This window comes from Gordonia sp. QH-12, assembly GCF_001578675.1.
Taxonomy (GTDB): Bacteria; Actinomycetota; Actinomycetes; order Mycobacteriales; family Mycobacteriaceae; genus Gordonia; species Gordonia sihwensis.
In genome coordinates, this window is record NZ_KQ969292.1 from 33,154 (window position 1) to 59,008 (window position 25,855).

The 25,855-nt window shown below is 69.4% G+C and carries 23 protein-coding genes and 1 tRNA gene; 8 read left to right on the forward strand and 16 right to left on the reverse strand.

Features of this window, described 5'->3' with window-relative positions:
• The first annotated feature begins 10 nt into the window (after positions 1-10).
• Positions 11-1,051, forward strand: coding sequence for a YncE family protein (locus tag Y710_RS11125; protein ID WP_062367487.1), 1,041 nt, complete (start codon positions 11-13; stop codon positions 1,049-1,051).
• A gap of 43 nt (positions 1,052-1,094) precedes the next feature.
• Positions 1,095-2,195 (forward strand): quinone-dependent dihydroorotate dehydrogenase, encoded by a 1,101-nt coding sequence (locus Y710_RS11130; protein WP_062367524.1) that lies wholly within the window; start codon positions 1,095-1,097, stop codon positions 2,193-2,195.
• An 18-nt stretch (positions 2,196-2,213) separates the two neighbouring features.
• Here Y710_RS11130 and Y710_RS11135 read toward each other — a convergent pair whose 3' ends face one another.
• Together Y710_RS11135 and Y710_RS11140 are read right to left on the reverse strand one after the other, a co-directional pair.
• Positions 2,214-2,753, reverse strand: coding sequence for a YbhB/YbcL family Raf kinase inhibitor-like protein (locus tag Y710_RS11135; RefSeq protein WP_006894911.1), 540 nt, complete (start codon positions 2,751-2,753; stop codon positions 2,214-2,216).
• Between the two features lie 39 nt (positions 2,754-2,792).
• Entirely contained in the window at positions 2,793-4,124 is a 1,332-nt protein-coding gene (locus tag Y710_RS11140; RefSeq protein WP_006894910.1) for a M20/M25/M40 family metallo-hydrolase, read from the reverse strand.
• 92 nt (positions 4,125-4,216) lie between these two features.
• Here Y710_RS11140 and Y710_RS11145 point away from each other — a divergent pair.
• Together Y710_RS11145 and Y710_RS11150 are read left to right on the forward strand one after the other, a co-directional pair.
• Positions 4,217-4,302 (forward strand) — tRNA-Leu (locus Y710_RS11145).
• A 121-nt stretch (positions 4,303-4,423) separates the two neighbouring features.
• Positions 4,424-5,779, forward strand: a complete 1,356-nt coding sequence (locus tag Y710_RS11150; protein WP_062367525.1) for a ClC family H(+)/Cl(-) exchange transporter — start codon at positions 4,424-4,426, stop codon at positions 5,777-5,779.
• 61 nt (positions 5,780-5,840) lie between these two features.
• Here the strand turns inward: Y710_RS11150 and Y710_RS11155 are convergent, their stop codons facing one another.
• The 7 genes from Y710_RS11155 to Y710_RS11185 form a co-directional block, all read right to left on the reverse strand.
• Positions 5,841-8,444, reverse strand: a complete 2,604-nt coding sequence (locus Y710_RS11155) for an MFS transporter (protein ID WP_082084073.1) — start codon at positions 8,442-8,444, stop codon at positions 5,841-5,843.
• A 104-nt stretch (positions 8,445-8,548) separates the two neighbouring features.
• On the reverse strand, positions 8,549-9,361 hold the full coding sequence (locus Y710_RS11160; protein WP_045540426.1) for a YceI family protein: 813 nt from the start codon (positions 9,359-9,361) through the stop codon (positions 8,549-8,551).
• Positions 9,362-9,363: 2 nt separating this feature from the next.
• Entirely contained in the window at positions 9,364-10,146 is a 783-nt protein-coding gene (locus tag Y710_RS11165) for an MSCRAMM family protein (RefSeq protein WP_062367488.1), read from the reverse strand.
• A gap of 27 nt (positions 10,147-10,173) precedes the next feature.
• Positions 10,174-10,683, reverse strand: a complete 510-nt coding sequence (locus Y710_RS11170) for a MarR family winged helix-turn-helix transcriptional regulator (protein WP_231650322.1) — start codon at positions 10,681-10,683, stop codon at positions 10,174-10,176.
• A 284-nt stretch (positions 10,684-10,967) separates the two neighbouring features.
• Complete coding sequence (gene meaB, locus Y710_RS11175) at positions 10,968-11,987, reverse strand: methylmalonyl Co-A mutase-associated GTPase MeaB (RefSeq protein ID WP_045540132.1); 1,020 nt, start codon at positions 11,985-11,987, stop codon at positions 10,968-10,970.
• Positions 11,984-14,230, reverse strand: coding sequence for a methylmalonyl-CoA mutase (gene scpA / locus Y710_RS11180; protein WP_045540130.1), 2,247 nt, complete (start codon positions 14,228-14,230; stop codon positions 11,984-11,986). Before scpA ends, meaB begins: the two co-directional genes overlap by 4 nt.
• Positions 14,227-16,131 (reverse strand): methylmalonyl-CoA mutase family protein, encoded by a 1,905-nt coding sequence (locus tag Y710_RS11185; protein WP_062367489.1) that lies wholly within the window; start codon positions 16,129-16,131, stop codon positions 14,227-14,229. The genes scpA and Y710_RS11185 overlap by 4 nt, the downstream gene beginning before the upstream one ends.
• Before the next feature lie 114 nt (positions 16,132-16,245).
• Between Y710_RS11185 and Y710_RS11190 the strand changes: the two genes are divergently transcribed.
• From Y710_RS11190 to Y710_RS11200, 3 genes are all read left to right on the forward strand, one after another.
• Positions 16,246-17,016, forward strand: coding sequence for a TVP38/TMEM64 family protein (locus Y710_RS11190; protein ID WP_006894898.1), 771 nt, complete (start codon positions 16,246-16,248; stop codon positions 17,014-17,016).
• A gap of 77 nt (positions 17,017-17,093) precedes the next feature.
• Entirely contained in the window at positions 17,094-17,696 is a 603-nt protein-coding gene (locus Y710_RS11195) for a hypothetical protein (RefSeq protein WP_062367527.1), read from the forward strand.
• The gene (locus Y710_RS11200) at positions 17,693-18,250 is read left to right on the forward strand and encodes a hypothetical protein (protein ID WP_006894896.1); all 558 of its coding nucleotides are present in this window, start codon (positions 17,693-17,695) and stop codon (positions 18,248-18,250) included. Before Y710_RS11195 ends, Y710_RS11200 begins: the two co-directional genes overlap by 4 nt.
• Positions 18,251-18,254: 4 nt before the next feature.
• Here the strand turns inward: Y710_RS11200 and Y710_RS11205 are convergent, their stop codons facing one another.
• Positions 18,255-19,052 (reverse strand): hypothetical protein, encoded by a 798-nt coding sequence (locus Y710_RS11205; protein ID WP_062367528.1) that lies wholly within the window; start codon positions 19,050-19,052, stop codon positions 18,255-18,257.
• 83 nt (positions 19,053-19,135) lie between these two features.
• Between Y710_RS11205 and Y710_RS11210 the strand changes: the two genes are divergently transcribed.
• Positions 19,136-19,960, forward strand: coding sequence for a DUF3097 domain-containing protein (locus tag Y710_RS11210; protein ID WP_062367529.1), 825 nt, complete (start codon positions 19,136-19,138; stop codon positions 19,958-19,960).
• 7 nt (positions 19,961-19,967) lie between these two features.
• Here Y710_RS11210 and Y710_RS11215 read toward each other — a convergent pair whose 3' ends face one another.
• The 6 genes from Y710_RS11215 to Y710_RS11240 are packed head-to-tail and all read right to left on the reverse strand — an operon-like array spanning position 19,968 to position 25,726.
• Entirely contained in the window at positions 19,968-21,023 is a 1,056-nt protein-coding gene (locus tag Y710_RS11215; RefSeq protein WP_006894889.1) for a ferrochelatase, read from the reverse strand.
• Position 21,024: 1 nt separating this feature from the next.
• Positions 21,025-21,858, reverse strand: a complete 834-nt coding sequence (gene inhA, locus Y710_RS11220; protein ID WP_006894888.1) for an NADH-dependent enoyl-ACP reductase InhA — start codon at positions 21,856-21,858, stop codon at positions 21,025-21,027.
• 60 nt (positions 21,859-21,918) lie between these two features.
• Positions 21,919-22,653, reverse strand: a complete 735-nt coding sequence (gene fabG1 / locus Y710_RS11225) for a 3-oxoacyl-ACP reductase FabG1 (RefSeq protein WP_062367490.1) — start codon at positions 22,651-22,653, stop codon at positions 21,919-21,921.
• 16 nt (positions 22,654-22,669) lie between these two features.
• Positions 22,670-23,662 (reverse strand): VWA domain-containing protein, encoded by a 993-nt coding sequence (locus Y710_RS11230; protein ID WP_006894886.1) that lies wholly within the window; start codon positions 23,660-23,662, stop codon positions 22,670-22,672.
• Complete coding sequence (locus tag Y710_RS11235) at positions 23,662-24,600, reverse strand: DUF58 domain-containing protein (RefSeq protein WP_062367491.1); 939 nt, start codon at positions 24,598-24,600, stop codon at positions 23,662-23,664. Before Y710_RS11235 ends, Y710_RS11230 begins: the two co-directional genes overlap by 1 nt.
• Positions 24,587-25,726, reverse strand: a complete 1,140-nt coding sequence (locus tag Y710_RS11240; RefSeq protein ID WP_045539276.1) for an AAA family ATPase — start codon at positions 25,724-25,726, stop codon at positions 24,587-24,589. The genes Y710_RS11235 and Y710_RS11240 overlap by 14 nt, the downstream gene beginning before the upstream one ends.
• Positions 25,727-25,855: the final 129 nt, after the last annotated feature.

A 25,855-nucleotide genomic window follows, 5' to 3' on the forward strand; every position in this document is an offset into this window, starting at 1 on the left:
AGATGGTGTCATGCGCGCGCGAACCCGACTCACCGCCCTGCTCGTGGCCGTGGCCACGGCCTCCGCCCTCACCGCCTGCGGTCAGTCCGACGACGGCTCCGCACAGAATGTGCCGACTGTCACACCCGCGACACCTGCCGAATCCCCGGCCGACGCCGCCCGCCCGGCGGGCGCGGTCGTCGCCGCGGACGCCGCACGCGCCGTGGTGGCCGGGCACGGTCAGCAGTCGCGGGTCGCGCTGCTGTCGAACGACGGCCGAACCGTGCAGATCTTCACCGATCCGGGCGCCCCGGGTGCGCCCGCGCCGACCTCGGTTCCGGTGCCCGGTCTCGCCGCGCTCACCGCCTCCGGCGACGGTTTCGTCGGTGCCGGAGAGAGCGGGATCGTCCGCATCGATCCCGCCGGCTCGGTGACTGTGACGAAGGCGGATCTGCCCGGCGCACTGTCGGTGGCGACCACCGAGGACGGCCGGACGCTGGTCGGCACCGACCGCGGCCACGTGCTGGTGCTCGACCGCGACGGACAACAACAGCGCGACATCGGCGGGTTCGTCCGCGTCGACGACATCACCGTGGCACCTGCGACCGCCGGCGATCGTGCCGGGCAGGTCGTGGTCCTCGATCGGGCGCAGTCGGCGGTCACCCCGGTCGACATCGACTCGGGGGAACTCAAGGCGGCGCTGCGCGCCGGCGACGGGGCGACCACCTCCATCGTCGATCGATACGGCCGGGTGCTGGTGGCCGGTACCCGCAACAACGAGGTGTACGCGTTCTACGGGCAGCCGATCGTGATGCGCATGCGGGCTCCGGTCGCCGACAGCCCGTACGCGCTGGCCTTCGACAACCGTCGCAACCTGCTGTGGGTCTCCAGCACTGCCACCAATGAGATCGCCGCCTATGACGTCTCCACCGGAGAGGTCATCGAGAAGCACCGGTTCGCGAGCGTCCCGCAGGTCACCTCGATGGACGTCGACCCGGTCAGTGGTTCACTTCTGGCGGCCTCGGGCCGCGACGGCTCACTCCAGGTGATCGCGGCCGATGCGGTCCGGTGACCGCCCCGTACCCGACCTCGCACTCACGACGAAGGCTCTCACGATGCTCAGCACACTGAACCGGATCCTCTACCCGCTGGTCTTGAAGGTCATGTTCCTGCTCGACCCCGAGCGGATCCACGCGATCACCGCTCAGGTGATCCGCCGCTGCGGCTACGCGCCGGGAGTGCGATCGCTGATGGCGAAGCTCTTCGCCACCGATGACCCGATTCTCCGCAACGAGGTCTTCGGGGTCTCGTTCCCCGCACCGATCGGACTGGCCGCCGGCTTCGACAAGAACGCGTCGAGCGTCAACGCGTGGGGGCAGATGGGCTTCGGATTCGCCGAGATCGGCACCATCACCGGTCAGGCGCAGCCGGGCAACCCCGCTCCCCGTCTGTTCCGGCTGCCCGCCGATCGGGCGCTGATCAACCGGATGGGCTTCAACAATCCCGGTGCGGACACCGCGGCCCGCGCGCTGGCTCAGCCCCGGCCCGGACCGGTCCGGGTCCCGATCGGCGCGAACATCGGCAAGACCAAGGTGGTTCCGGTCGAGGATGCCGTCGACGACTACCGGCACAGCGCCCGGACACTCGGGCCCCTGGCGGACTTCGTGGTCGTGAACGTCAGCTCGCCGAACACTCCTGGACTGCGCGACCTGCAGGCCGTCGACTCGCTGCGGCCGATCCTCGCGACGGTCCTGGACGTGGTCGACAAGCCGGTGCTGGTGAAGATCGCACCCGATCTGTCGGACGAGGACGTCGACGCCGTCGCCGACCTCGCCGTCGAGCTGGGCGTCGCCGGCATCGTCGCCACCAACACGACCATCCGGCGCGATTCCCTTGTGACTCCGCAGGCCGAGGTCGAGGCCTGCGGCGCGGGCGGACTCTCCGGACCGCCGGTCGCCGACCGGTCGCTGGAGGTGTTGCGCCGCCTGTACCGACGAGTGGGCGGCCGGGTGGCGCTGGTCAGCGTCGGCGGGATCGAGACCGTCGACCAGGCGTGGGAACGCATCTGCGCTGGCGCCGACCTGCTTCAGATGTACACCGGATTCATCTACGGCGGACCGGTCCGCCTCCGGGAACTGCACGAGGGCATCGCTGCGCGGCTGCGCGCGGGCGGCTACTCCTCGATCCGCGAAGCCGTCGGCTCCGCGGCGCAGTGAGCCGCCCGGCGGCGCGCCCTACTCGGCGGGCTGTTCGAAGACGCCGGTGAGGATCCCGCGCGCGATCGCGCGCGAGTAGAGGTTGAAGCCGAGGAAGGCCGGAGTCGCCTCGGCGGGCAGTTCCAACGATTCGGTGTCGACGGCGTGCACGGCGAACATGTAGCGGTGCGGACCGTGACCGGGAGGCGGACCGGCACCGATGAACTGCTTGAGGCTCGCATCGTTGTTGAGCGTCACGGCACCGGCGGGCAGATCCGCCGACCCCGGCGACCCGGCGCCCGTCGGCAGCGAGGTCACCGACGCCGGGATGTCGGCGACGGCCCAGTGCCAGAAGCCGGAAGCCGTGGGAGCGTCCGGATCGAAACACGTCACGACGAAGCTCTTGGTCTCGGCGGGGAAACCCGACCAGCTCAGCTGCGGGGAGACGTCGTCTCCGCCCGCGCCGAAGATCCCCGAGACCTGCGGCGTCGGGAGGGTCTGGCCCTCGGCGAAGTCGCTCGATGTCACCGTGATCGCCGGCAACTGGGGTAACGCGTCATACGGGTCGTATGTCGTCACTATCGCATCCTTTCGACTGTCCGCACCCGGCCGTTGTCGTCAGCAGTTGCGGAGAAAATGCTCGAAAACCTTGGTACCGAACACGATCGAGTCTACGGGCACGCGTTCGTCGACGCCGTGAAAGAGCGCGGCGAAATCGAGTTCGGGAGGCAGCCGAAGCGGAGCGAAGCCGAAGCACCGGATCCCGAGCTTCGCGAAGGCCTTCGCGTCGGTGCCGCCCGAGAGCATGTACGGCACCGTCCGGCCGTCCTCGTCGTGCGCGAGGATCGCATCGTTCATCGCGTCGACGAGATCGCCGTCGAACCGCGTCTCGTAGGGATCCAGGTGGGTGATCCACTCGCGCTTCACCTTGGGGCCGATCAACTCGTCGATCGTGCGCTCGAACTCGGCCTGCCTGCCGGGCAGCACGCGGCAGTCCACGACGGCCTCGGCGTGCTGGGGAATGACGTTCGCCTTGTAGCCGGCCGACAGCATCGTCGGGTTCGCGGTGTCCCGGAGGGTGGCGCCGATGATGCGGGCGATGTTCCCGATCTTGAACAGGGCGGACTCCAGATCCGGCGTCTCGGGACTGAAATCGAGGCCGGTCTCCTCCGACAGTGCCTCCAGGAACTCCCGGACCGACTCGGTCATCACCAGCGGGAAGCGGTGCGCGCCGATGCGGGCCACCGCGGTCGCGATCTCCGTGACCGCGTTCTCGGCGGCGAGGAACGAACCGTGGCCTGCCTGCGCGTCGCAGGTGAGCCGCATCCACGACAGTCCCTTCTCGGCCGTCTCCACGAGATACAGACGCCGCACACCTCCGTCCGGGCGGTCGACGGTGAGGGAGAACCCGCCGACCTCCCCGACGGCCTCGGTGATGCCCTCGAAGAGATCGGGGCGGTTCTGCACCAGCCAGTGCGATCCCCACGTGCCACCGGCCTCCTCGTCGGCCAGGAAGGCGAAGACGATGTCGCGCGGCGGAACGGTGCCCTCACGTTTGAACTGGCGCGCCAGTGCGAGCGCCATGCCGGCCATGTCCTTCATGTCGACCGCGCCTCGGCCCCAGACGTAGCCGTCGCGGACGGCGCCGGAGAACGGGTGGACGCTCCAGTCCTCCGCCTCCGCGGGCACCACGTCGAGATGCACGTGGATCAGCAGCGCACCGCGGTCCGGATCGGCGCCCGGCAACCGCGCGAACACGTTCCCGCGTCCGGGCATGCCCGACTCCACGTATTCGGTGGCGTAGCCGACCTCCTCGAGCCGCGCCGCCACCCATCTGGCGCACTCCGCCTCCCCCTTGGTGGTCTCCGGCTGTCCGGTGTTCGACGTGTCGAATCGGATCAGCGCACTCACCAGATCGACAACTTCATCGGTCGCTCGCAAGCCTGTCACCTCTTCATTCGTAGGCGATTTGGGATACGGGGGCAACCGTGGTTATTGTTATCCCGCGCAAAGCGGTGCGGAGCGCACGAACAACAGAACAAGTCCGAGTGGCGGAATGGCAGACGCGCTAGCTTGAGGTGCTAGTGTCCTATTAACGGACGTGGGGGTTCAAGTCCCCCCTCGGACACACTTCTCCGGCGGCGGCGACATCGATCGAATCGATGTCGCCGTCGTCGTTTTCGACATCGACGGTGGTCGCGTCCGCTGCAGTTCGGCGCGACCGCGAGCGGCCGGACGACGATACAGTCATGTGCGTGGACACGGACCCGGCGAGCAAGACGGAAGACTCCGATTTTCCCGGCACCCGCGTTCTGGTGCTTCTCACGTGTGTCGCCCTCGTCGCCGGCGCGCTGACCGGGCTGGTCGGCGGAGCCTTCCGCTGGACTCTCTCGTGGGCCGAGGAGCGTCGCGCCGATCTGGTCGACTGGGCCGGTGATCACGGACTCGGCGGCGCGCTGATCGTCATCGCCGTGGCAGCGGCCTCCGCGGCCGCCGCGGTGGCGATCGTGCGACGGATCCCCCTCGCCGCGGGCAGCGGCATCCAGCAGGTGGAGGCCGTCGAGGACGATGAAGCGCCCGCCGCGCCGTGGTCGGTGATCCCCGCCCGGTTCGCCGGCGGCGTGCTCAGCATGGGCTTCGCGGGAATGGTGCTGGGCCGCGAGGGCCCCACCGTGCACATGGGCGCGGCGATCGGCGCGGCCGCCGCACGCCTGATCCGTGCGACGTCGGACGAGATCCGGGTGATGCAGACCGCCACCGCCGGCGCCGGACTCGCCGTGGCCTTCAACGCCCCGATCGGCGGTGCACTCTTCGCCTTCGAGGAGGTCGCCAAGAAGATCCGGCTGCGCTACGCGGTGTGGACGCTCACCGCGGTGGCGGCTGCCGTCGCCTGCAGCCGGCTGATCCTCGGCGACGCTCCCGACTTCCGGGCGGGCGGGATCGACAATCTGTCCCCGGACCGTCTTTGGGTCTTCCTCGTCTTCGGTGTCGTCGTCGGCGCCCTCGGAGTGGTCTACAGTCGGCTGCTGCTCTTGTTCGTGGATCTCGCCGCGCGCATCAGAGTGCCAGCGGTGGTTCTCGGCGCCCTCGTCGGCGCGGGCATCGGCATCCTGGCGATCACCGTGCCCTCGGCGGTCGGTGGCGGCGACGACCTCGCCCAACGTCTGCTCGACGCCCAGCGGACGGCATTCTGGATGATCCTCGCGATCATCGCCATGCGGTTCGTGACCGGACCGGTCTCCTACGGCACCGGAGCGCCCGGCGGTCTCTTCGCCCCGATGCTCGCACTGGGAGCGCTGACGGGAGCCGGCTTCGGCCGGATCCTCGAAGCGCTGTACGCGCCCTTCGGCGATCTGACGCCTGCGCTGGTGGTGGTCGGAATGAGCACCTTGTTCGCGGCGGTGGTCCGCGTACCCCTCACCGCGATCGTCCTGGTGATGGAGATGACCGCGGTGACGGCACTGACGGTGCCCATGGCGGTGGCGGTGACCGCCGGTGTCGCGACCGCCTCGCTGGCCGGGTCGAAGCCGGTCTACGACGCACTGCGCGAACGATACCTGCGCGACATCGGCGTCTCGGGCGTCGCCGTACGCCCGCACGACTGACAGCGGCGCGGACGCCACCGAAGATCGGTGACGCCCGCGCCGCGTGCCGGGTCTGCCGCGGTCAGCCCTGTCTGCTGCCGACCCCGGTTCCGAGCGTGATGTCGAGCGTGTTGTCGCCGTCGGCGGTCACCGTGGTCTGCACCGCGCGCGGCTCGTACATGCTCGCGACGACGGTGAACCTGTCGTCGGTGAGACCCTCGATGCGGTAGCGCCCGTCGGCGTCGGTCCGGGCCGTGGCGACGATGGTCCGATCCGAGCCGATCGCCGACACGGTCGCTCCGGCAAGCGGAGTGCCGTCCGCGGCGCGCACGTACCCCTGGACGCCGCCGATGGCGTCGAGCACGATGTCGATCGCCACGGCGTCTCCGGCGGTCACCAACTCGCTGCTCGCCTGGTAGCCGGGCGCCGAGGCGGTCACCGCCACGGTGTCGCCGTCGGTGAGGCCGCCGATCGAGAACTCGCCGTCCGAGCCGGCCTGCGCGGTGGCCAGCACCGAACCGGTCTGATCGGTCACGACCAGCCGTGCGGGCAGCGGGCGCTGGGCGTCGCGGACGCGTCCGGTCAGCACGGCTGCGCCCGAGAGCGAGAAGTCCCGGCGCAGTCCCACGTCCCCGACCGTCGACACACCGACGGCCTTGGGGCCGCGTCCCGGCGCGGTGGCGATCACCGTGTACGCCCCGCTCTCCAGTCCGCCGACTCGGTACGAACCGTCCTCGGCGACAGTCGCGCCGCCGGCCTGCCGTCCTTCGCTGTCGGTGACCGTGATGGCCGCCCCGGCGAGCGGCGCACCGTCCGGACCGGTCACGGTTCCGGACAGCTGAGCGCCCGACGGGGAAGCGAAGCTCTCCGACGGCGTCTCGGCGACGAGGGCAACCGGCGATCCGACACCGGCGTCTCCGGCGACCGCGGCGATCTCGGCGCCGACCGTCTCATGGCTCGCCGTCAGCGGCTTCCGGGCGCCGGTGAACACCGACGCGATCGCACCGAGCACGCAGCAGATCAGGGCGAAGGTGAACGCGGCGGTGAGACCGTCCGCGAACGGATCGCTGATCAGGTGCGGGAAGAAGTCCAGTCCGGTCAGATGCTCGACGCTGGCCTGCGGCAGTCCGTTCAGCGCCTGGCCGCCGACCTGCTGGATCGGGTTGTAGCCGAGGAACGCGGCGAACAAGATGCCCACGGTCGGCAGACCGGCGATGGCCTGCGCGGGTTGCGCGGGCATGCCGTTGGCGGTGAGACCGTCGAACATCGCCGACGGCAGCGTGCTCGAGAGACCCGCGATCATCAGCGAGAAGAACAGACCGATCGACAGGACCATCGCCGCGTTCTGGAAGGTCGTCATCATCCCGGCACCGGAGCCACGCGAGGTGACCGGCAGGCTGTTCATCACTTCGGCACGGTTCGGGGAGGCGAACAGGCCCATGCCGATGCCGTTCACCACGAGGATCACGGCGAACACCCAGTAGTCGAAGTCGACGGGGATGGCGATGAGGGCCGCGAAGGTGCCCGCGGTGATCAGCAGACCGAGGGTGGTGAACCACTTGGTGCCCAGCTTGTCCGAGAGCGCGCCCGACACCGGCGCGGAGACCAGGAAGCCCACGGTCATCGGAACCATGTAGATGCCCGCCCACAGCGGTGTCTGCGAGTAGTCGTAGCCGTGCTGCGGCAGCCAGATGCCCTGCAGCCAGATGATGAGGATGAACTGCAGACCGCCGCGCCCGATGGACGCCATCAGGTTCGCGATGTTGCCGAAGGTGAACGACCGGTTGCGGAACAGCGACAGTTCGAACAGCGGGCTGTCGACGTGCATCTCGATGAACACGAAGACCGCGAGGACGAAGGCCCCGCCGACCAGTGCGGCGAGCACCCAGGGGTTGCTCCAGCCCATGTCCGATGAGCCGTACGGCTGGATGCCGTAGGTGATGCCGACGAGGATCGCGATCAAGCCGACGGCGAAGGTGAGGTTGCCCCACCAGTCCATCTTGGCCTTGCGGCGCTCGCCGGTGTCCCGCAGCTTCAGGTAGGCCCAGATGGTGCCCACGACGCCGAACGGAACGGAGACGAGGAAGATGTAGTGCCACTGGATCGGGGCCAGCACGCCGCCGATCAGGAGGCCGAGGAACGAGCCGGCGATCGCCGCGACACCGTTGATGCCCATCGCCAGACCGCGCTGGTTGGCCGGGAAGGCGTCGGTGAGGATGGCCGATGAGTTGGCCATCAGGAAGGCGCCGCCGACACCCTGGATGACGCGCCAGAAGATCAGCCAGATGGCGGCCTGCGACCCGTCGAACCAGGTGATCGCCAGGAAGATGGACGAGACGGTGAACACCGCGAAGCCCATATTGTACATGCGCGCTCGGCCGAACATGTCGCCGAGCCGGCCGAAGCTCACCACCAGGACCGCGGTGACGACGAGGAAACCCATCATCATCCACAGCAGGTAGCTGGTGTTCTGGGGTTCGAGGGGATTGAGGTTGATGCCCTTGAAGATGTCGGGCAGGGCGATCAGCACGATGGAACTGTTGATCGTGGCGATCAACATGCCCAGGGTGGTGTTGGAGAGCGCGATCCACTTGTAGTTGGGACCGAGTTCTTCGAGGGTCTGCTGGCGGGCACCGCCGGCCGGGCCTGTGCCGCCGGCGGTGTCTGCAACTGTTTTGGTCGACATGCGAACCTTTCAGGACTAATGCGGTGAATCAGTGCTTGCGTTGAATCAGTGCTTGCGACGGTTACGCCGAAGATCGGGTGGGCCGTGCGCCGCGGAGGCGTCGATCACGTCTCCGGCGAGCGGACGGCCTGGATGTCGAGCCGGACGCGAGCGGTGTTGCCGATCTGCGCGGCTCCGCTGACGAGTTTGTCGTCGAAGCTGATCCCGAAGTCACGGCGCCGAAGGGTCGCCGTGGCTTGGAAGCCGGCGCGGACGCCGCCCCACGGGTCCTCGGTCTGCCCGAGGAAGATCAGCTCGAGCGAGACCGGGACGGCGGTGTCACGCAGGGTCAGCGTTCCCTCGAGCGTCCAGGTCTCGTCGGACGCCGGGCGCACCCGCTCGGCGTGGAAGAGGGTCGTCGGGTAGCGCTCGGCGTCGAAGAACGCATTCGATCGCAGCACCTCGTCGCGCATCCGGTTGTCGGTGTCGATGCTGGCGGTCGAGATCTCCGCCGTCACCGACGACTGCTCCGGATCGTCGCCGACGACGATGGTGCCCGTGAACTCGGTGAAACGGCCGCGGACGGTCGCGATCCCGAGGTGACGGACGCTGATGTCGATGGTCGAATGCGAGCCGTCGATCTCCCAGCGGCCGGCCTCGGGGGTCGGCGATCCGCCGACCCGGGCGAGAGTGACCTCGCCCAGACCGACCGCGCCGGGACCGGACACGACGGCGGTGCGAGCGGCCGGCTGGAAGCCGTCCGCGGCGGCGACCACGGTGTACATCCCCGCGGCCAGGTCGTCGACGCGAATGTGTCCGTCGCCGTCGGACCTGACGATCGCCGCCTGCTGTCCCTCCTGCGACATGACGGTCACCACGGCGGTGTCGATGCCGCGGCCCGCCGGAGTCGCCACGCGTGCTGTGAGCTGTGCGGTCATGGTCACCGCCCCTGCACGCCGAGGACGAACTCGTGATTGACGAATCGTCCGGCCCGGACGTCGACGGTCGCGGCCACCGGCGCGTAACCGTTGGCCAGCACCGTGTAGTCGCCGGGGGTGAGATCGGTGAAGCTGTAGCGCCCGTCCTCGTCGCTGAACACACTGGCCGCCATGGAGCCGTCGGCGGCCAGCAGCGACACCTGGCTGTGGCCGATCACTCCCCCGTGCGCGTCGGTGACCAGACCGGACAGAGCGACGGCGGAGCGCATCTCGACGACCACCGGCTGCGAGGATCCCGCGGTGTGAGCGACGGTTCTGGCAGTCGCCTCGAACCCTGGCGCGTTCACCACCAGCGTGTATCCGCCCTCGGCCACGCCGCGCAGTTCCCATCGGCCGTCGGCGCCGGCGACCGCCGTCGCGACCACGTGCCCGGACGGGGCGGTCGCGGTCACCACCGCGCCGGCGATCGGTGCGCCGTCGGCGGCGCGGACGAGACCGCCGAGCGCGGAATGGGCGGACAGCACGATCTGCGTCTGGATCGGGGCACCGGCCATCATCGCCGTCACCGCCGCCGGTTCGTGCCCGGTCGCCGACGCGGCGAGCACGTACTGGCCGTCGGCCGCGACGTGGGCGGTGAACGACCCGTCGTGCCGCGCTGACGCGACAGCGACCTGACTCCCCTGCTGGTCGATCACCGTGACGGTGGCATCCGGGACGGATCCGCCGCGCTCGTCTCGGACGGCGCCGCGAATCAGCCGAGAATGTCCATCGACTGCATTCCGCACAGAGTTCCTCCCTCGTTTCTCAGGCAGTCAACGATCGGCCGGGTGCGCGGACGGCTGGGCCGCACCGGCTGTGACCAGCTCACACATCGTGTCGGCGAACAGTGCGATCGACCGGACCACCGATTCCCGTTCGCACTCCGGCAGCCGATTCAGGGCGGTCTCGTACAACGAGATCCGCTCCGAGTTGGCGTCCCGGACGTATGCCTGCCCGGCCGGCGTCAGATCGAGCATGCTGACTCGACCGTCGTGCGGGTCGGGTGTACGCGACACCAGGCCCGCGCTCTCCAGCGAGGCGATGCTCTTCGACATCGACGCCGTGGTCACCTTCTCCCGCTCCGCGAGATCGGTGGGCCGCACCGGGGCGAGCTCGGCGATGGCCCACAGGGTGGCCGCCTGCGACGATGTCAGCTGCTGCTGACCGACACCGCGCCGCACGGCGCGGGTCAAGCGGATCACCGAGAGCGACATCAGCGCACCGTCGGCGATCCGGTGCTCACCGGCCTCACGGTCCGCGCCGTTGTCCGTCACTGTTCGCACGCTCCGACATTTAGATAGTTGACTGCAGTTAAGTAATACTCAGCCAGACTAGACCCGGAAGAGGTCTGTTCAAAAAGTTCAGCGCATGTGAGATCCGCAACAAAGGCTTGCGTGATCGGGCGATTCGGACGCACGTGACATCTCGGCGCCCGCCGTCGTCTAAGCGCAAGCTCAGAGACTTAAGTTGCCAGAGATCAAGCATTCAGGCTTGAACAGCGATGAGGGCGGTCTAACAATGAGGGAGTCTCACCTGAGGATAGGGTGCGACCGACGCGCGGCGCGGGTCAGAAACCCGCGGCCCCCGCGATCCGCTCGGCTCCGAGAGTCGGAGTCAGCGTGCCCGAGAGCACTCCGGCCTCCACTTCGCGCCGTACCGCACGGACGGCCGGGTCCTCCTCGAGGCGATTGAGCATCGCCTCGCGCACCATGCTCCACATCCAGTCCACCTGCTGTTGCGCTCGGCGCCTCTCGAACTGTCCGGCGGCCGAAAGCGTCTCCCGGTGCCGCAGGATCGCCTCCCAGTACTCGTGAACGCCGGTGTTCTCCAGCGCGCTCATCGTCAGCACCGGCGGATGCCACAACACGTCGTGGGGATAGATCAGCCCCAGCGCATTGCGCAGTTCGCGGGCGGCGCCCCGCGCCTCGTTGATGTGTTTGCCGTCGGCCTTGTTGACGACCACGATCTCAGCGAGTTCGAGGACACCCTTCTTGATGCCCTGCAGCGAATCGCCCGTTCGCGCCAGAGTGAGGAAGGTGAACACGTCGACCATGTTCGCGACGCTCACCTCCGACTGCCCCACCCCGACCGTCTCGACGAGCACGACGTCATAGCCCGCCGCCTCGACGAGCACGATCGTCTCGCGCGTCGCCTTCGTCACGCCGCCGAGGGTCCCCGAACTCGGGGACGGGCGGATGTAGGCCTCCTCCGCCGCGGACAGCCGGCCCATCCGGGTCTTGTCACCGAGGATCGAACCGCCGGTGCGGGTGGACGAGGGGTCTACCGCCAGCACGGCGACCCGATGCCCCAACTCGATGAGATGCATGCCGAGGGCCTCGATGGTCGTCGACTTGCCGACACCGGGCACGCCCGTGATTCCCACGCGGAACGACTTGCCCGCGTGCGGCGTCAGGTTCAGCAGGAGTTGCTGTGCCGCCGCCCGGTGATCCGGCCGGGCCGATTCGACGAGCGTGATGGCGCGCGCCAATTGGGCTCGGTTTCCCGACAGGACGCCCTCGGTCAGCGCGTCGACGTCGATCCGGCGGCCCGCCGGGCGGTCGGCCCGGCGGGACTGCGCGTCGCTCATTCCGCTGCTGCAGCCAGTTCCAGGCCCAGCTGATCGGCCAGCTTCCGGATCAGATCCACCGCGCTGTCGGCGATGACCGTTCCCGGCGGGAAGATCGCCGCGGCCCCGGCCCGGTACAGCTCGTCGAAATCGCCCGGGGGAATGACGCCGCCGACGACGATCATGATGTCGTCACGGCCGACGTCGGCCAGTGCCTTCTTCAGCGCAGGCACCAGCGTGAGGTGGCCGGCCGCCAGGGACGAGACACCGACGACGTGCACGTCGTTGTCCGCGGCCTGGGCGGCGACCTCCTCCGGAGTGGCGAACAGCGGGCCCACGTCGACGTCGAAGCCGAGGTCGGCGAAGGCGGTGGCGATCACCTTCTGTCCGCGATCGTGGCCGTCCTGGCCCATCTTCGCGACCAGCACGCGGGGGCGTCGGCCCTCGGCCTCGGCGAAGGCGTCGACGACGGCCATCGCCTCATCGATGTTGCTCACGGATTCACCTGCCTCGTTGCGGTACACGCCGCTGATGGTCCGGATCTCCGCCTGGTGACGGCCGAAGACCTTCTCCATCGCATCGGAGATCTCGCCGCCGGTGGCCCCGTGGCGAGCGGCGTCGATGGCCAGCGCCATCAGGTTGTTGTCGAGGTCGCTGCCGCCGGGCTCGGCGGCAGCGCGCGTCAGGTTCGCCAGCGCCGCCTCCACGGCCGACGAGTCCCGCTCGGCGCGCAGCTTCTCGAGCTTGGCGAGCTGTTCGGCCCGTACCTTGGAGTTGTCGACCTTGAGGACCTCGATCTCCTCGTCCTCGTCGACGCGGTACTTGTTGACGCCGACGAGGGGCTGCTGCCCGGAGTCGATGCGCGCCTGCGTGCGTGCGGCGGCCTCCTCGATGCGCAGCTTCGGCAGACCCTCGTTGATGGCCTGCGTCATACCGCCGGCCTCTTCCACCTCGGCGATGTGTGCGCGCGCCTTCTCCGCCAGCTGGTGCGTGAGCCACTCGACGTAGTTGGAGCCGGCCCACGGGTCGATGGGCCGCGTGGTGCCCGACTCCTGCTGGAGCAGCAGCTGGGTGTTGCGGGCGATCCGTGCCGAGAAGTCGGTCGGCAATGCGATGGCCTCGTCGAGCGCGTTGGTGTGCAGCGACTGGGTGTGCCCCTGAGTCGCCGCCATCGCCTCGACACAGGTGCGTGCGACGTTGTTGAACACGTCCTGCGCGGTCAGCGACCAGCCGGAGGTCTGCGAGTGGGTACGCAGAGACAGGCTCTTGGCGTTGCGCGGCTCGAACTTCGCCACCAGCTCACTCCAGAGCAGGCGGGCGGCGCGGAGCTTGGCGACCTCCATGAAGAAGTTCATCCCGATGCCCCAGAAGAACGACAGCCGCGGAGCGAACTTGTCGATGTCCAGGCCCGCTTCCAGTCCCGCCCGGATGTACTCCACACCGTCGGCGAGGGTGTACGCGAGCTCCAGGTCGGCGGTCGCGCCGGCCTCCTGGATGTGATAGCCGGAGATGGAGATGGAGTTGAACTTCGGCATCTTGGCGCTGGTGTACGCGAAGATGTCCGAGATGATCCGCATCGAGGGCGTCGGCGGATAGATGTAGGTATTGCGGACCATGAACTCTTTCAGAATGTCGTTCTGAATGGTTCCGGCCAGCTTCTCCGGCGGCACGCCTTGCTCTTCGGCGGCCACCACGTACAGCGCGAGGATCGGCAGCACGGCGCCGTTCATCGTCATCGACACCGACACATTGCCGAGGTCGATGCCGTCGAAGAGCTGGCGCATGTCGAGAATGGAGTCGATCGCCACGCCGGCCATGCCGACGTCACCGGCCACCCGGGGGTGGTCCGAATCGTATCCGCGGTGGGTCGCGAGGTCGAAGGCCACCGACAGACCCTTCTGGCCGGCGGCGAGATTGCGCCGGTAGAAGGCGTTCGACTCGGCGGCGGTCGAGAATCCCGCGTACTGGCGGATGGTCCACGGCTGGTTGACGTACATCGTCGGGTACGGGCCGCGGATGAAGGGCGCCGCACCCGGGATCGAATCGAGCGGGTAGCCGCCGTCCTCGGCGGCCGCGTCGCGGTCCGCGCGGGTGAACACCGGCTGCACGTCGATCTGCTCGGGCGTGCTCCAGGTGACCTGATCGGCCGTGTAGCCGTTGGCACGGGCGAGCGCCTCGGTCTGCGCCGCACCCGAACCCGCGGGCTCAACGGCGCGGTCGCCGGTCAGCGCGACATCGGCGAAGTTCGGAACTGTGTTGCTCATGCGGATACGCTCCCGCCGTCGGTCAGGTGGTCGAGAAGTTCGGTGAGGGTCGCGACCGCGTCGATGCCCACTCGCAGCGAGCCGTCACACCGGTCGGCGGCCTCCGGCCACTCACGATCGGGTCCGGCCAGCAGCACGCGGTCGATTCCCGCCGCACGCGCCGCGGCCAGAGCCGCGGGACCGTCGCTCGCGTATCGCTTGGCCGTGCCGCACAGAACGGCGACCGTGGCGGCGTTCTCCGCAGCGAGGCCGGCGATCTGGTCGGGTTCGATCGGACCCGGATTGACTGCCGAGATCCCGCCGGCTGCAAGCAGATTCGCGACGAAAGTGGTGCGTCCGTTGTGCTCGGCGACACTTCCGAGCGGAAGCAGCAGGACGCTCGGGCGCGTCCGCTCCGCGTCGGCCCGGTCGCGGAGCGCCTCGAACTGTCGCGCCACGCGAGCGAGCTTCGGCGTCGCCGTCGCGAGGTCGACGGTCTGCGCCGTGCCCGCCGGGCGGGCGGCCTCGTCCAGGTTCGGAAACTCGCTGACACCGGTGAGCGGCGCTGCGCGGTGCGCGACTCGCAGGTCGCGTGCTGCGAGGGACTCGGCGATCTGCTCGCCGATCCAGCCGTCGGACAGGGCCGTCTGGTACCCGCCCCGGCGTTCGACCTCGGTGAAGACGTCCCATGCCGCCGCGGCGAGATCGGCGGTGAGCGACTCGACGTACCACGAGCCACCCGCCGGATCGAGAACACGGCCGAGGTTCGACTCCTCGAGCAGAAGCAGCTGGGTGTTGCGGGCGATCCGGTGAGAGAAGGACGCGCTGGAGGACCGTTCGCCCGCCGGAAGCGCGGCGTCGTAGCCGAGGACGGTCACCTGGTCGGCGCCGCCGACGCCGGCACCGAACGCCGCGACGGTGGATCGCAGCATGTTGACCCACGGGTCGCGCTGCGTCAGCATCGCCAGGTCGGTCACCGCGTGGGTCACGGCGGCACCGGCGTCCGGTTCGCCGAGCACGTCGGCCACCCGAGCCCACACGGTGCGCAGTGCCCGCAACTTGGCGATGCCGGCGAACTGGTCGTCGTCGACCGAGACCCCGAAGCTGATCTGTCCGAGCGCCTCGGCCCGGCTGCGGCCGGCCGCGACAAGGTCGCGGACATGTGCCACGGCCGCGGCCACCGAGAGCCCGAGTTCCTGCGGGTTGTTCGCTCCCGCCTGACTGAAGTCGGTGCCGTCGACCCGGAAGGCGCGTACTCCTTCCGGAGCGTCGGCGGCCAGCGCGGTCGCGGCGTCGACGTCGACGGTGGCCCGTTCGGAGAACTGCGCCGTGTACGGCGACAGCCCCAGGCTCTGCACGTTCGCGATCGTGGAGGGCGCGGCCTGCGGCGCCACGGGTGCCGCGACGCGAGCTTCCAGATACGCCCGAGCCGCCTCGATCCCCTCGGCGCCGGCGTCCAGGGTCACCGGCATCAGGTCGAGGTACACGCCGCGCAGTGCCGTGGCGATCCCGTCGGCGCCGATGCCGCCGTCCACCTTGAGCCACAGCCCGCTGGTCCCATTGCCCGCGGCGTCGAGAATCTGCTCGTTGACTTCCTCGGCGCTGCCGCCCTCGTCGCCGAAACGCTCGGTCACCCGCCAGCCGACGTTGACGTCGCGCACCGGATCGGCGCCGCGCACGAACGGGAACTGTCCGGGCAGTCCCGACTCGGCGACCTCGTCCTTCCGGGTGTAGAGCGGGCGGACCACGGTGCCGTCGCCCGTCGTGGTGGACAGCAGGGCCTCCGCGGTGTCGGGGAGTTCATCCGCCGAGACCTTGCGTGCCTTCGCCAGCACACCGGCGGCCGCTTCGGACCATTCGTCGTACGCCTGCCGCAGCGCGTCGGCGCCGCGCGGCGCCGCGGGGTCGTCACTTGCCGTCATCGGCTCGCCTACCTCCAAAGCTCGACCATCTGAAGTTTCGTCGTAGGGAACGATAACCGATCAAACGCTCGGGCGAACCTGGGGGATGTGATCTGACCCGTAAACTACTCCCTCGTGCGCATCAATTCACCGCGGTCCGCCGCTCCGGTCGAACAGCCGGTGTCCCTCGATGGCACGACCGCCGAGGCGCGCCGGGACCGGCCGGCCCGCAGGCGGACGGATGTCACCCGGACAGCGCTGATCCGCGGCGGGATCGTGATGGCCGCGGTGGTGGCGATACTGGTCGCCGCGTACTTCATCCCACTGCCGTCGATAGCGACCGCGCGCGCCTGGTCCGAATCGCTCGGGCCGTGGTTTCCGGCGCTGTTCTTCCTCGCCTACGCGGTGGTCCCGATCGGTCCGGTTCCCCGGACGGCGTTCACCGTGACGGCGGGTGTGCTGTTCGCGCCGGCTCTCGCCTTCGCCGGAGCGACGGTGTCGTCGACGATCGCCGCCGTCGCCGCCTTCCTGCTCGCGCGGCGGCTGGGACGGGAACGGATCCGCCCGTACCTGCGCCATCCGGTGATCGCCACCGTGGAGTATCGCCTCGAGCGCCGCGGCTGGCTGGCGGTCGGGTCTCTGCGCCTGATCGCGGTGTGTCCCTTCTCACTGCTCAACTACCTCTCGGGGCTGTCGAGCATCCGACTCCTCCCCTACACGGCCGCGACCGTGATCGGGATGACTCCGGGCAACGCGGCGCTGATCTTCCTCGGCAATGCACTGACCGGGGAAGGCAGCCCGATCAGCCTGGTCTTCTCCGCGGTGCTGTTCTCCATCGGTGTCATCGGGTTGATCGTCGACACCCGCATGCCCGTCAACGGGTCGCAATCAAGCAAAAACACTTGATTATCCCAGTTTCAAGCCTTTATGCTTGATGGATTCGTCGCGCGCCCACGCCAAGCGGACTCACTCAGGAGGTGACCGTGTTCGTTCTGACCGCAGATCAACGGGGCAGCCGTACCGGACGCGATCGGGTGCCCGAGGTGCTCGCCCGCTCCGGCCCGGGCATGATCCGACCGTTCGAGCGGACCGCGGGCGATGAAGTGCAAGCGGTGTTCGACTCCCCCGACCACTTGGCTGTGCTCGCCGTCGACCTCGCCGCCTCGGGCGACTGGAGCGTCGGCATCGGGGTGGGCACCCTGGAGGCTCCGCTGCCGCCGCAGACACGCGCGGGGCGCGGGCAGGCCTTCCTCGACGCGCGTGACGCCGTGGAGGCGGCGAAGAAGAACCGCTGGCATCTGTGCGTTCGCGGGGTCTCGCCGTGGTGCGATCATGCCCAGACCGCCGCGTGGCTCCTGCTCGACGTCCTGCTCGACCGCTCCGAGGCCGGTCGCGAGGCGGTGTCCCTCGTCGCCGCCGGGTCGAGCCAGTCCGCGGCGGCGGATGCCCTGGGCATTTCGCCGCAGGCCATGTCGCTGCGACTGCGGCATGCGCGCTGGGATGTGCAGCGTCCGGCGGAGGAGTTGTTCCGCCGACTGCTTCAGACCGCAGACGGCGTCAGCCCGCTGCCGGAGGTGAGTGAATGATCGCGATCATCGTCCTGCTACTGCTCGCGATCGCAGTGTCCGCGGGCACCTCGCTGGTTCGGCGCCGCCTCGTCGACGACCCCGAACGGTCCGACTCCGCCGTGCTGGCGACCGATGTGATCGCGGCGGCAGCGAGCGCGGCGCTCATCGCCGCGGCTGCCGTCGTCGCCGCGGTCGGCGCGCCGTCGTCCGGCGCCGGGCTGCTCGCCGTCCACGTCGTGGCGGTGATCGCCGCGGCGACCACCGGATCGAGCGCGGTCCGCGTCGTGCTGGCGCTCGGCGGGATCCCGACCCGGGCCGACAACCACGACGACGAACCCGAGGCACCGCTGCGCGGCGGCCGGATCATCGGCATGCTCGAACGCACGGCGGTGGCGGCGTCGCTGCTTCTCGCGTGGCCCGCCGGCATCGGGATCATCCTCGCGGTGAAGAGCCTGGCCCGGTTCTCCGAACTCCGCGCTCCGCGTGCCAGCGAACAGTTCATTCTCGGCACGTTCGCCTCTGTGCTGTGGGCGGCGGCGTTCGCGGGAGTCGGCTGGCTGGCGGGCGTCTGAGCGGTCAGCCGGCGCGGAACCGGTAATCGGCGATCAGTGTGTTCACCGCCGCCGACCGCGCTCGGCGCGCCAGCGCCGACAGACCGCGCAACCGCTCGTCGGCGGTCGCCAACTGCGATCCGGAGTCGCCCAGTTCCCCCGTTCCCGTCAACGACACGATCGCGTCGATCTGCGCGGCGCTCGCCAGCACCCGGTCGACACGGGGATTGTCGTGCGGCGGCAGATCGATGGTCGACGCCGAGACCCGAGCGGCCAGCGCATCGCGCAGGTCGGCCGGCGAACCACGCCTGCCGCCGAGTGCGGCGATCGAGGTCGCGGCCTCGGCGACCGCGCTGCGCAGTTCGTACTCGACCTCCCCCAGCGGGCTGTCGGAGAGCAACGCCCCGACCGCCACGTCACGGTCGTAGCGCATCGACTGCCATCGGCAGCGCTCGGCCGTGCCGATCGGGACGAGCGCGAGCGCACGCATCGCTCCGGCGGCGGGCGTACTGGGACCTTCGGCTTCGCGGTCGTCGATCAGAATCACCTCACCCGCCGCCATCGCGGCATCGGTGGGGCGTCCCGGCGGCAGTCCCTGGGCATCTCCGGGCGCGGGCAGTCGCACGCACATCGCGTTGGCGCCCGACACCGCGCCGAGCAGGTCGAGGATGTCGCCTCCGGGGTCGAGCTCGTGCACCTGCGCGTAGTCGTGAAGGGTGTGCAGGACGTCGTCGGCCGAGCAGCGGCCGGCCTCACGCGCGGCCGCCCACACCGCCAACGCGCTCGCCGGCCACGACCGCAGCATCAGGGAGGAACTGGTCATCCAAGCCAGAATACTCGGCGACGAGGCGGTCACCGGAGCGTCGCGCGCGTCGATCCCGACGCCGGCCCCTACCCTTGGAATCCGTGTTCGATGATCGATACGGCCGCGACGTGCTGTCCTCGCCCCGCAAGACCAAGCCGAAGGCCCCCGAAGTGGCCGCCGAGCGCGATCTGGTGGTCGAAGACGCGGCGACCGGATTCTGCGGCGCCGTGGTGGGTCTGGAGAAGAGTTACGCCGGCGACATGGTCCGGCTCGAGGATCGCCGCGGGCGGACCCGCGTGTTTCACATGTATCCGGCCGCATTCCTCATCGACGGCAAGCCGGTGACTCTGGTCCGGCCTCGCGGGCGCGGCCCGGTCCAGCCCACGCGGACCGCCTCCGGCTCGCGCGCGGCGCCCAAGCAACGGGCCCGCACAGCGCGCGCCAGCCGCATCTTCGTGGAGGGCGTGCACGACGCCACGCTCCTGGAACGGGTCTGGGGCGACGACCTCCGGGGCGAGGGCGTCGTCGTCATCAGTCTCGACGGCCTCGACAACCTCGACGACGCGCTGGCCGACTTCGAGCCCGCACCGCATCGAAGGGCCGGTGTGCTGGTCGACCATCTGGTCGCCGGCACGAAGGAGGCCAAGCTGACCGCTGAGGTGGGTCCGCACGTCCTCGTCTGCGGCCACCCCTACGTGGATGTCTGGCAGGCCGTGAAGCCCGCGTCCGTCGGCATCGACGCCTGGCCGGTGATCCCGATGGGCACGGACTGGAAGACCGGCATCTGTTCCGAACTCGGCTGGGGCACACCGCAAGACGGTTGGCGGCGCGTTCTGGCGGGCGTGTCGAGTTTCCGGGATCTGGAAGTCCCGCTGCTGCGCAGCGTGGAAGAGCTGATCGACTTCGTGACGGTGGATCCGAGCTAGCCGGACATCACGGCCGGCTGCTCGGCCGCCGCGCGGGAACACAGCAGTCGGGCCGGCACAGCGCACCGTTGTCGCCACAGCCCATCGCGGTGACGTCTCCCCCGCCGTCCGCATACCGCTCGATCAGGTCGACGATCATCGAGAGGAAGACGGGGTCGGTGCCGACCGTCGGTACGCGCACGTATCCCATGCCGAGCTCGGCTGCCAGTTCCCTGGCCTCGGAGTCCAGATCCCAGATCACCTCGAGGTGATCGGAGACGAAGCCGATCGGCATCACCGCCACATCGGTGACGCCGCTCTCGCGCAGCTCTCGCAGGTGATCGCAGATGTCCGGCTCCAGCCACGGCACCTGCGGCGGACCGGATCGCGACTGCCACACGACGTCGTACTCCTGCAGGCCCACCGAGTGCGCCACCGCCGCGGCGGCGGCCTTCACCTGCAGCGAGTACAGGTGTCCGCCCTCGGCCGCGGGCCCGGCGTTCCGGTCGGCGGCCGCAGGAATCGAATGCGCGGTGAACACCACGCGTGGCGCCGTGCCGAAGGAACCCAGGGCCGTGCGCAGCGCATTCGCCGAGGCCTCGATGAACTTCGGCTCGGCGCTGAACTGCGGCAGCTTCCGCAGTACCAGCCCGGCGTCGTCCAGCCCCGTCGCCGACAGCGCTCCCGCGATGTCCTCGTGGTACTGCCGGCAGCCCGAATACCCGCCCCACGCCGAGGTGGGGAACACGAGTACCCGCCGGTGCCCGTCGTCGTACATCCGGCGGGTGGTGTCGGCGACGAGCGGATGCCAGTTGCGGTTGCCGAAGTAGATCGGCAGGTCCCGGCCACGTCGCCCCAGCTCGGCGCGCAGCGCCTCGATCATGTCGAGGTTGAGACGGTTGATCGGCGAGACCCCGCCGAAGTGCAGGTAGTGCTCCACCACCTCGTCGAGGCGTTCGCGCGGCACGCCGCGGCCGCGCGTGACGTTCTCGAGGAAGGGCCGCACATCCGCCGGCTTCTCCGGCCCGCCGAACGACAGGAACAGCAGCGCATCGAATGCGCCGCCGTCTTCCGATCCGTGCATCTCAGCCGAGGAAGTTCTCGGGGAACCAGGTGTTGTGGCTGGCTCCGCCGTCGACGTAGATGATCGATCCCGTGGTGCCCGGGAGGAAGTCCGACAGCACGGCGCACACACTGGTGCCCACCACGCCCGGGTCGTCGACGTTCCAGCCGATCGGCGAGGCTCCGTCCCAGTACTCGTTGAGCATGTTGAGCTTGCGCGCATCGTCGGTCGCGGTGCCGGAGATGGCCTTGGCCGCCAGCGTCTTGATCGGTCCGGCCGCCACGAGGTTGGAGCGGATGCGCTTGGCCTCCCCCACCTCGCGCGCCACGTAGCGGTTCACCGATTCGAGTGCGGCCTTCGCAACGCCCATCCAGTTGTAATCGGGCAGAGCCGTGCGCGGATCGAAGTCCATGCCGACGATCGAGCCGCCCTCGTTCATCACCGGAAGCGCGGCGCGGGCGAGCGAGGCATAGCTCCACGCGGAGATCTCGAACGACTTCGCGACGTCCGGGCCCGGCCCCTCGAGGAAGGGCAGCGCATCCGGGCCCATGAGCGTCTTGGGCGCGAACGCGATCGAGTGCACGAGACCGTCGATCCCCTGGGGCGCGAGCTCGCGCACCTTGTCGGCGAGAGCCCCGAGGCTCTCCTCGTCGGTGACGTCGAGCGGGATGGCCGGCGGCACCTCCTGCGGCAGCCGCTTGGCGATCCGGTCGATGAGGCGCAGCCGCTCGGGGATGCCCGTGATGATCACGGTGGCACCCTGCTCCTGGGCGACCTTGGCGGTGTGGAAGGCGATCGATGCATCGGTGATGATGCCGGTCACCAGAATGGTCTTGCCTGCGAGGATTCCGCTCACGAAAAGCTCCTGTGGGGGGTGAGTGAAGAAGTGTGGAAGGCGGCGCCGGTACCCGGCTCGTCAGTGGCCCATGCCCATGCCGCCGTCGACCGGGATGACCGCACCGGTGATGTATCCGCCCTGATCGGACGCCAGGAAGCTGATGGCCGCCGCGACATCCTCGGGCTTGCCGGTCCGGCCCAGCGGAATGGCCTGCTTGGCCATCTCGATGTACCGGTCCTCCATCGCGGCGGTCATGTCGGTCTCGATGAATCCGGGAGCGACGACATTCGCGGTGATGTTCCGCGACCCGAGTTCGCGCGCGATGGAGCGAGCCAGGCCGATCAGGCCGGCCTTCGACGCCGCATAGTTGGCCTGTCCCGGGATGCCGGAGGTGGCCACCACCGAGCCGAGGAAGATCATGCGACCGAACCGCGCGCGCTGCATCCCCTTGGTCGCGACCTTCGCGCAGCGGAAGGCACCGGTCAGATTGGCGTCGATGACCTTCTCGAAGCTCTCTTCGCTGAGCCGCATGAGCAGCATGTTGTCGGTGATGCCCGCATTCGCGACCAGCACCTCCACCGGCCCCTGATGCTCAGCGACCTCGGCGAAGGCCCGCTCCACCGACTCGGTGTCGGTCACATCGCACTGCACGCCGAACAGGCCCTCGGGCGCCCCCGAACCGCGGTGGGTCACCGCCACCTTGTGCCCGTCGGCGGCCAGACGCTGCGCGACGGCCAGGCCGATGCCGCGGTTGCCGCCGGTGACGAGCACCGAGCGCGGAGTCTGGGAGGGAATCGATGAATGCTCTGCCATGGTTGATCAACCTATCTCAGGGGAGGCGCCGGTTCAGGAGCAGGGCGGCGAATGTGCCTGCGACCGCCAGCAGCGTGCCCGCGATCAGCCAGGGCCTCGAATTGTCGCCGCGTTCACGCTCGTAACCGATCTGTTTCTGCAGCGTGGAGTACACCTTGTTCAGTTCGTCGAGGCTCGAGGCGGTGAAGAACTCGCCGCCGGAGAGGTTCGCGATCTTCCGCAGCGATTCGTCGTCGACCGGGACCGGCACCCGCTCCACGCCTCCGCCGGGAGTTTCGAGGTCGACGGTGCCGGTCAGGGTTCCGAAGGAGATGGTCGACACCGGAATGCCCTCCTCCTTGGCCTTGCGCGCGGCGGTGAAGCCGCCCCGGGGGTCGTCCGGGCTCTCGGGGACGGTCTGCTTGCCGTCGGAAAGGAGGACGATCCGTGCCGGTGGAGCACCCTCGGGCCCGCCCAGCACCGCGTTCAGTGTCTGGATCTGCTGCAGCGCCGCGAAGATGCCTTCTCCGGTCGCCGTCTTGTCAGCGAGTTTGAGCCGGTCCAGCGCGTTCTTGGTCGCGGCGTGGTCGGGTGTCGGCGAGACGAGGGTCGACGCCGTGCCCGCGAACGAGATGAGCCCGAGATTGACTCCGTCGGTGAGTTCGTCGGCGAACCGTTTACCCGCGGCCTGAGCCGCTTTGAGCCGCGACGGCGCCACATCGGTGGATTTCATCGAATTCGACACGTCGACGACGAGCATGACCGTCGCACGGTTGCGCGGCACGTCGCGCTCGGCCATCGGTCCGGCCATCGCGATCGTCAGCAGCACCAGACCGGTCAGCAGCACCGCGACCGGCACATGGCGGAAGCGGTCCTGGTTCTTCGGAGTCACCGACCGCAGGAGGTCGAGGTTCGCGAAGGCGAGCGCCCGCGCCCGCCGCCGTCGCATCACGTAGACATAGGCGACGATCAACGCGACCACCAGCAGCGTAGAGAACAGCCACCAGGGGTGGGCGAACAGATCGCTCATCAACGCACCCCCGCCGCCATCGTCCGGCGGCGCATGCCGACGAAGCGGACGGTGTCGGCGATCCAGTCACGGTCGCTGCGCAGGGACAGCACCGGGCCGCCCGCGCTGCGGAAGGTCCGCAGCACCTCGGCCCGGTGTTCGGCGGCGGCCCGCGCGTAGTCGGCCCGCACCTGCGCGGTGACGTCGACGTCGACCACCTCACCGGATTCGGCGTCCCGGAGCGTCACCGGTCCCACCGGCGGCAACTCCACATCACGCGGGTCGAGCACCTCCACGCCCAGCAGGTCGTGATGCGCGCCGATCGCGCGCAGCGAGCGGGCCCAGTCGATCTCGCCGAGGAAGTCGCTCACGACCACCGCCAGTCCGCGCCTGCGCAACGGGCGGCGCAACGCCTCCAGTCCGGCGTTCAGATCGCCGCGCACTCCCGGAGCGCTCCGCCGAGTGGTCGCGATCGCCTTCAGCAGGGCCTGGTCGTGAGCGCGGCCGGCGCGAGCCGGTATCCGCACCACGTCGTCGCCCGTCACGATGATCGCGCCGTGCCGATTACCGCCACCCGCCGTCAGATGCACGATCGCGGCCGCCGCGGCGATCGCGATGTCGCGTTTGGCCAGCCCGACGGTCCCGAAGTCGAGGCTGGCCGAGGCGTCGACCACGAACCACGTCTCCAACTCCCGGTCGGCGATCATCTGCCGTACATGCGGCGTCCCGGTGCGGGCGGTCACCGACCACTCCATCCGCCGGATGTCGTCGCCGGGCTGATACTCGCGCGCCTCGCCCGGTTCGGAACCCGGTCCGGGGATCAGGCCCAGATGCTCGCCCTGCAGCACACCGTCGAGCTTGCGCCGGACGGTGAGCTCGAGAGACTTCAGCGCAGCCGTCAGCTCGGGGTCGGTCAGTGTTCCCGCCGCGAACGACGGCAGCCCGTCAGTGGCCGGCATTGCCCGGCTGAACCGTCGGCGACTGCTGGGCGGCCGGGGCCTGCGCCGCGGGAGCCTGCGGACCCGACTGCTGCTGGACGTGCGGCTGCTGCACGGGTTGCTGCGCCGCATGCGGCTGCTGGACCGGCGGGCTCTGGACCGGCTGGGCCGGCGCCGCGGAGACCTGCGGGAGACCGATGGTCTGCAGCACCCGAGTGATGATGTGATCGGGCGACACCTCGTCCGCCAGCGCGTCGTACGACAGCACGAGGCGATGCCGCAGGACGTCGGGAATCACCTCGACGACATCCTGCGGGATCACGTAGTCGCGCCCGTGGATCAGCGCGAGGGCGCGAGCGGCGGCGACGATGCCGAGCGTCGCGCGCGGGGACGCACCGTAGGCCAGCCACTGGTCGACCTCGCCGAGCCCGACCTCCGCGGGCCGCCGGGTGGCGTTGATGACCCGGACCACGTAGTCGACGAGCGCATGATGAACGAAGACGTTGGCCGCGAGCTGCTGCAGTCGGATGGTCGCCGCCGGGTCGAGGATCTGCGACGCCGTCGGCGGGACGTTGCCCATCCGATAGACGATCTCGCGCTCCTCCTCCACCGACGGGTAGTCGACGAGGACCTTGAACAGGAAGCGGTCGCGCTGCGCCTCCGGCAGCGGATAGACGCCCTCGTTCTCGATGGGGTTCTGCGTCGCCATCACCAGGAACGGATCGGGCATGGGGTAGGTGGAGCCGCCGATCGACACGTGCCGCTCGGCCATCACCTCGAGCAGCGCCGACTGCACCTTGGCCGGGGCGCGGTTGATCTCGTCGGCCAAGACGAAGTTGGCGTCCACCGGGCCGAGCTCGGTGTCGAACTCCTCGCGTCCCTGCCGGTAGATGCGAGTACCGATCAGGTCGGAGGGCACCAGGTCGGGAGTGAACTGCACGCGGGAGAAGCTGCCGCCGATCACCGTGGCGAAGGTCTCGACCGCCAGCGTCTTCGCGACGCCGGGCACCCCCTCGAGCAGGATGTGGCCGCGGGCCAGCAGACCGGTGAGGATGCGCTCGACCAGCTTGTCCTGGCCGACGATCACCCGCTTGACCTCGAACAGAGCGCGTTCGATCAGTTTCGCGTCTTCCGGGGTGAAAGACAGTGTCCCGGCGGCGGATCCCTCCGTCGCCGCGCCGCTGCGGTCCTGTCCGCTGCTGCCTGGTGAAGTCAAGCCGATGCTCCTACCGGTCGAGGCCTGCGATGTACCGACACCCACACTAGCGGGCGGGGA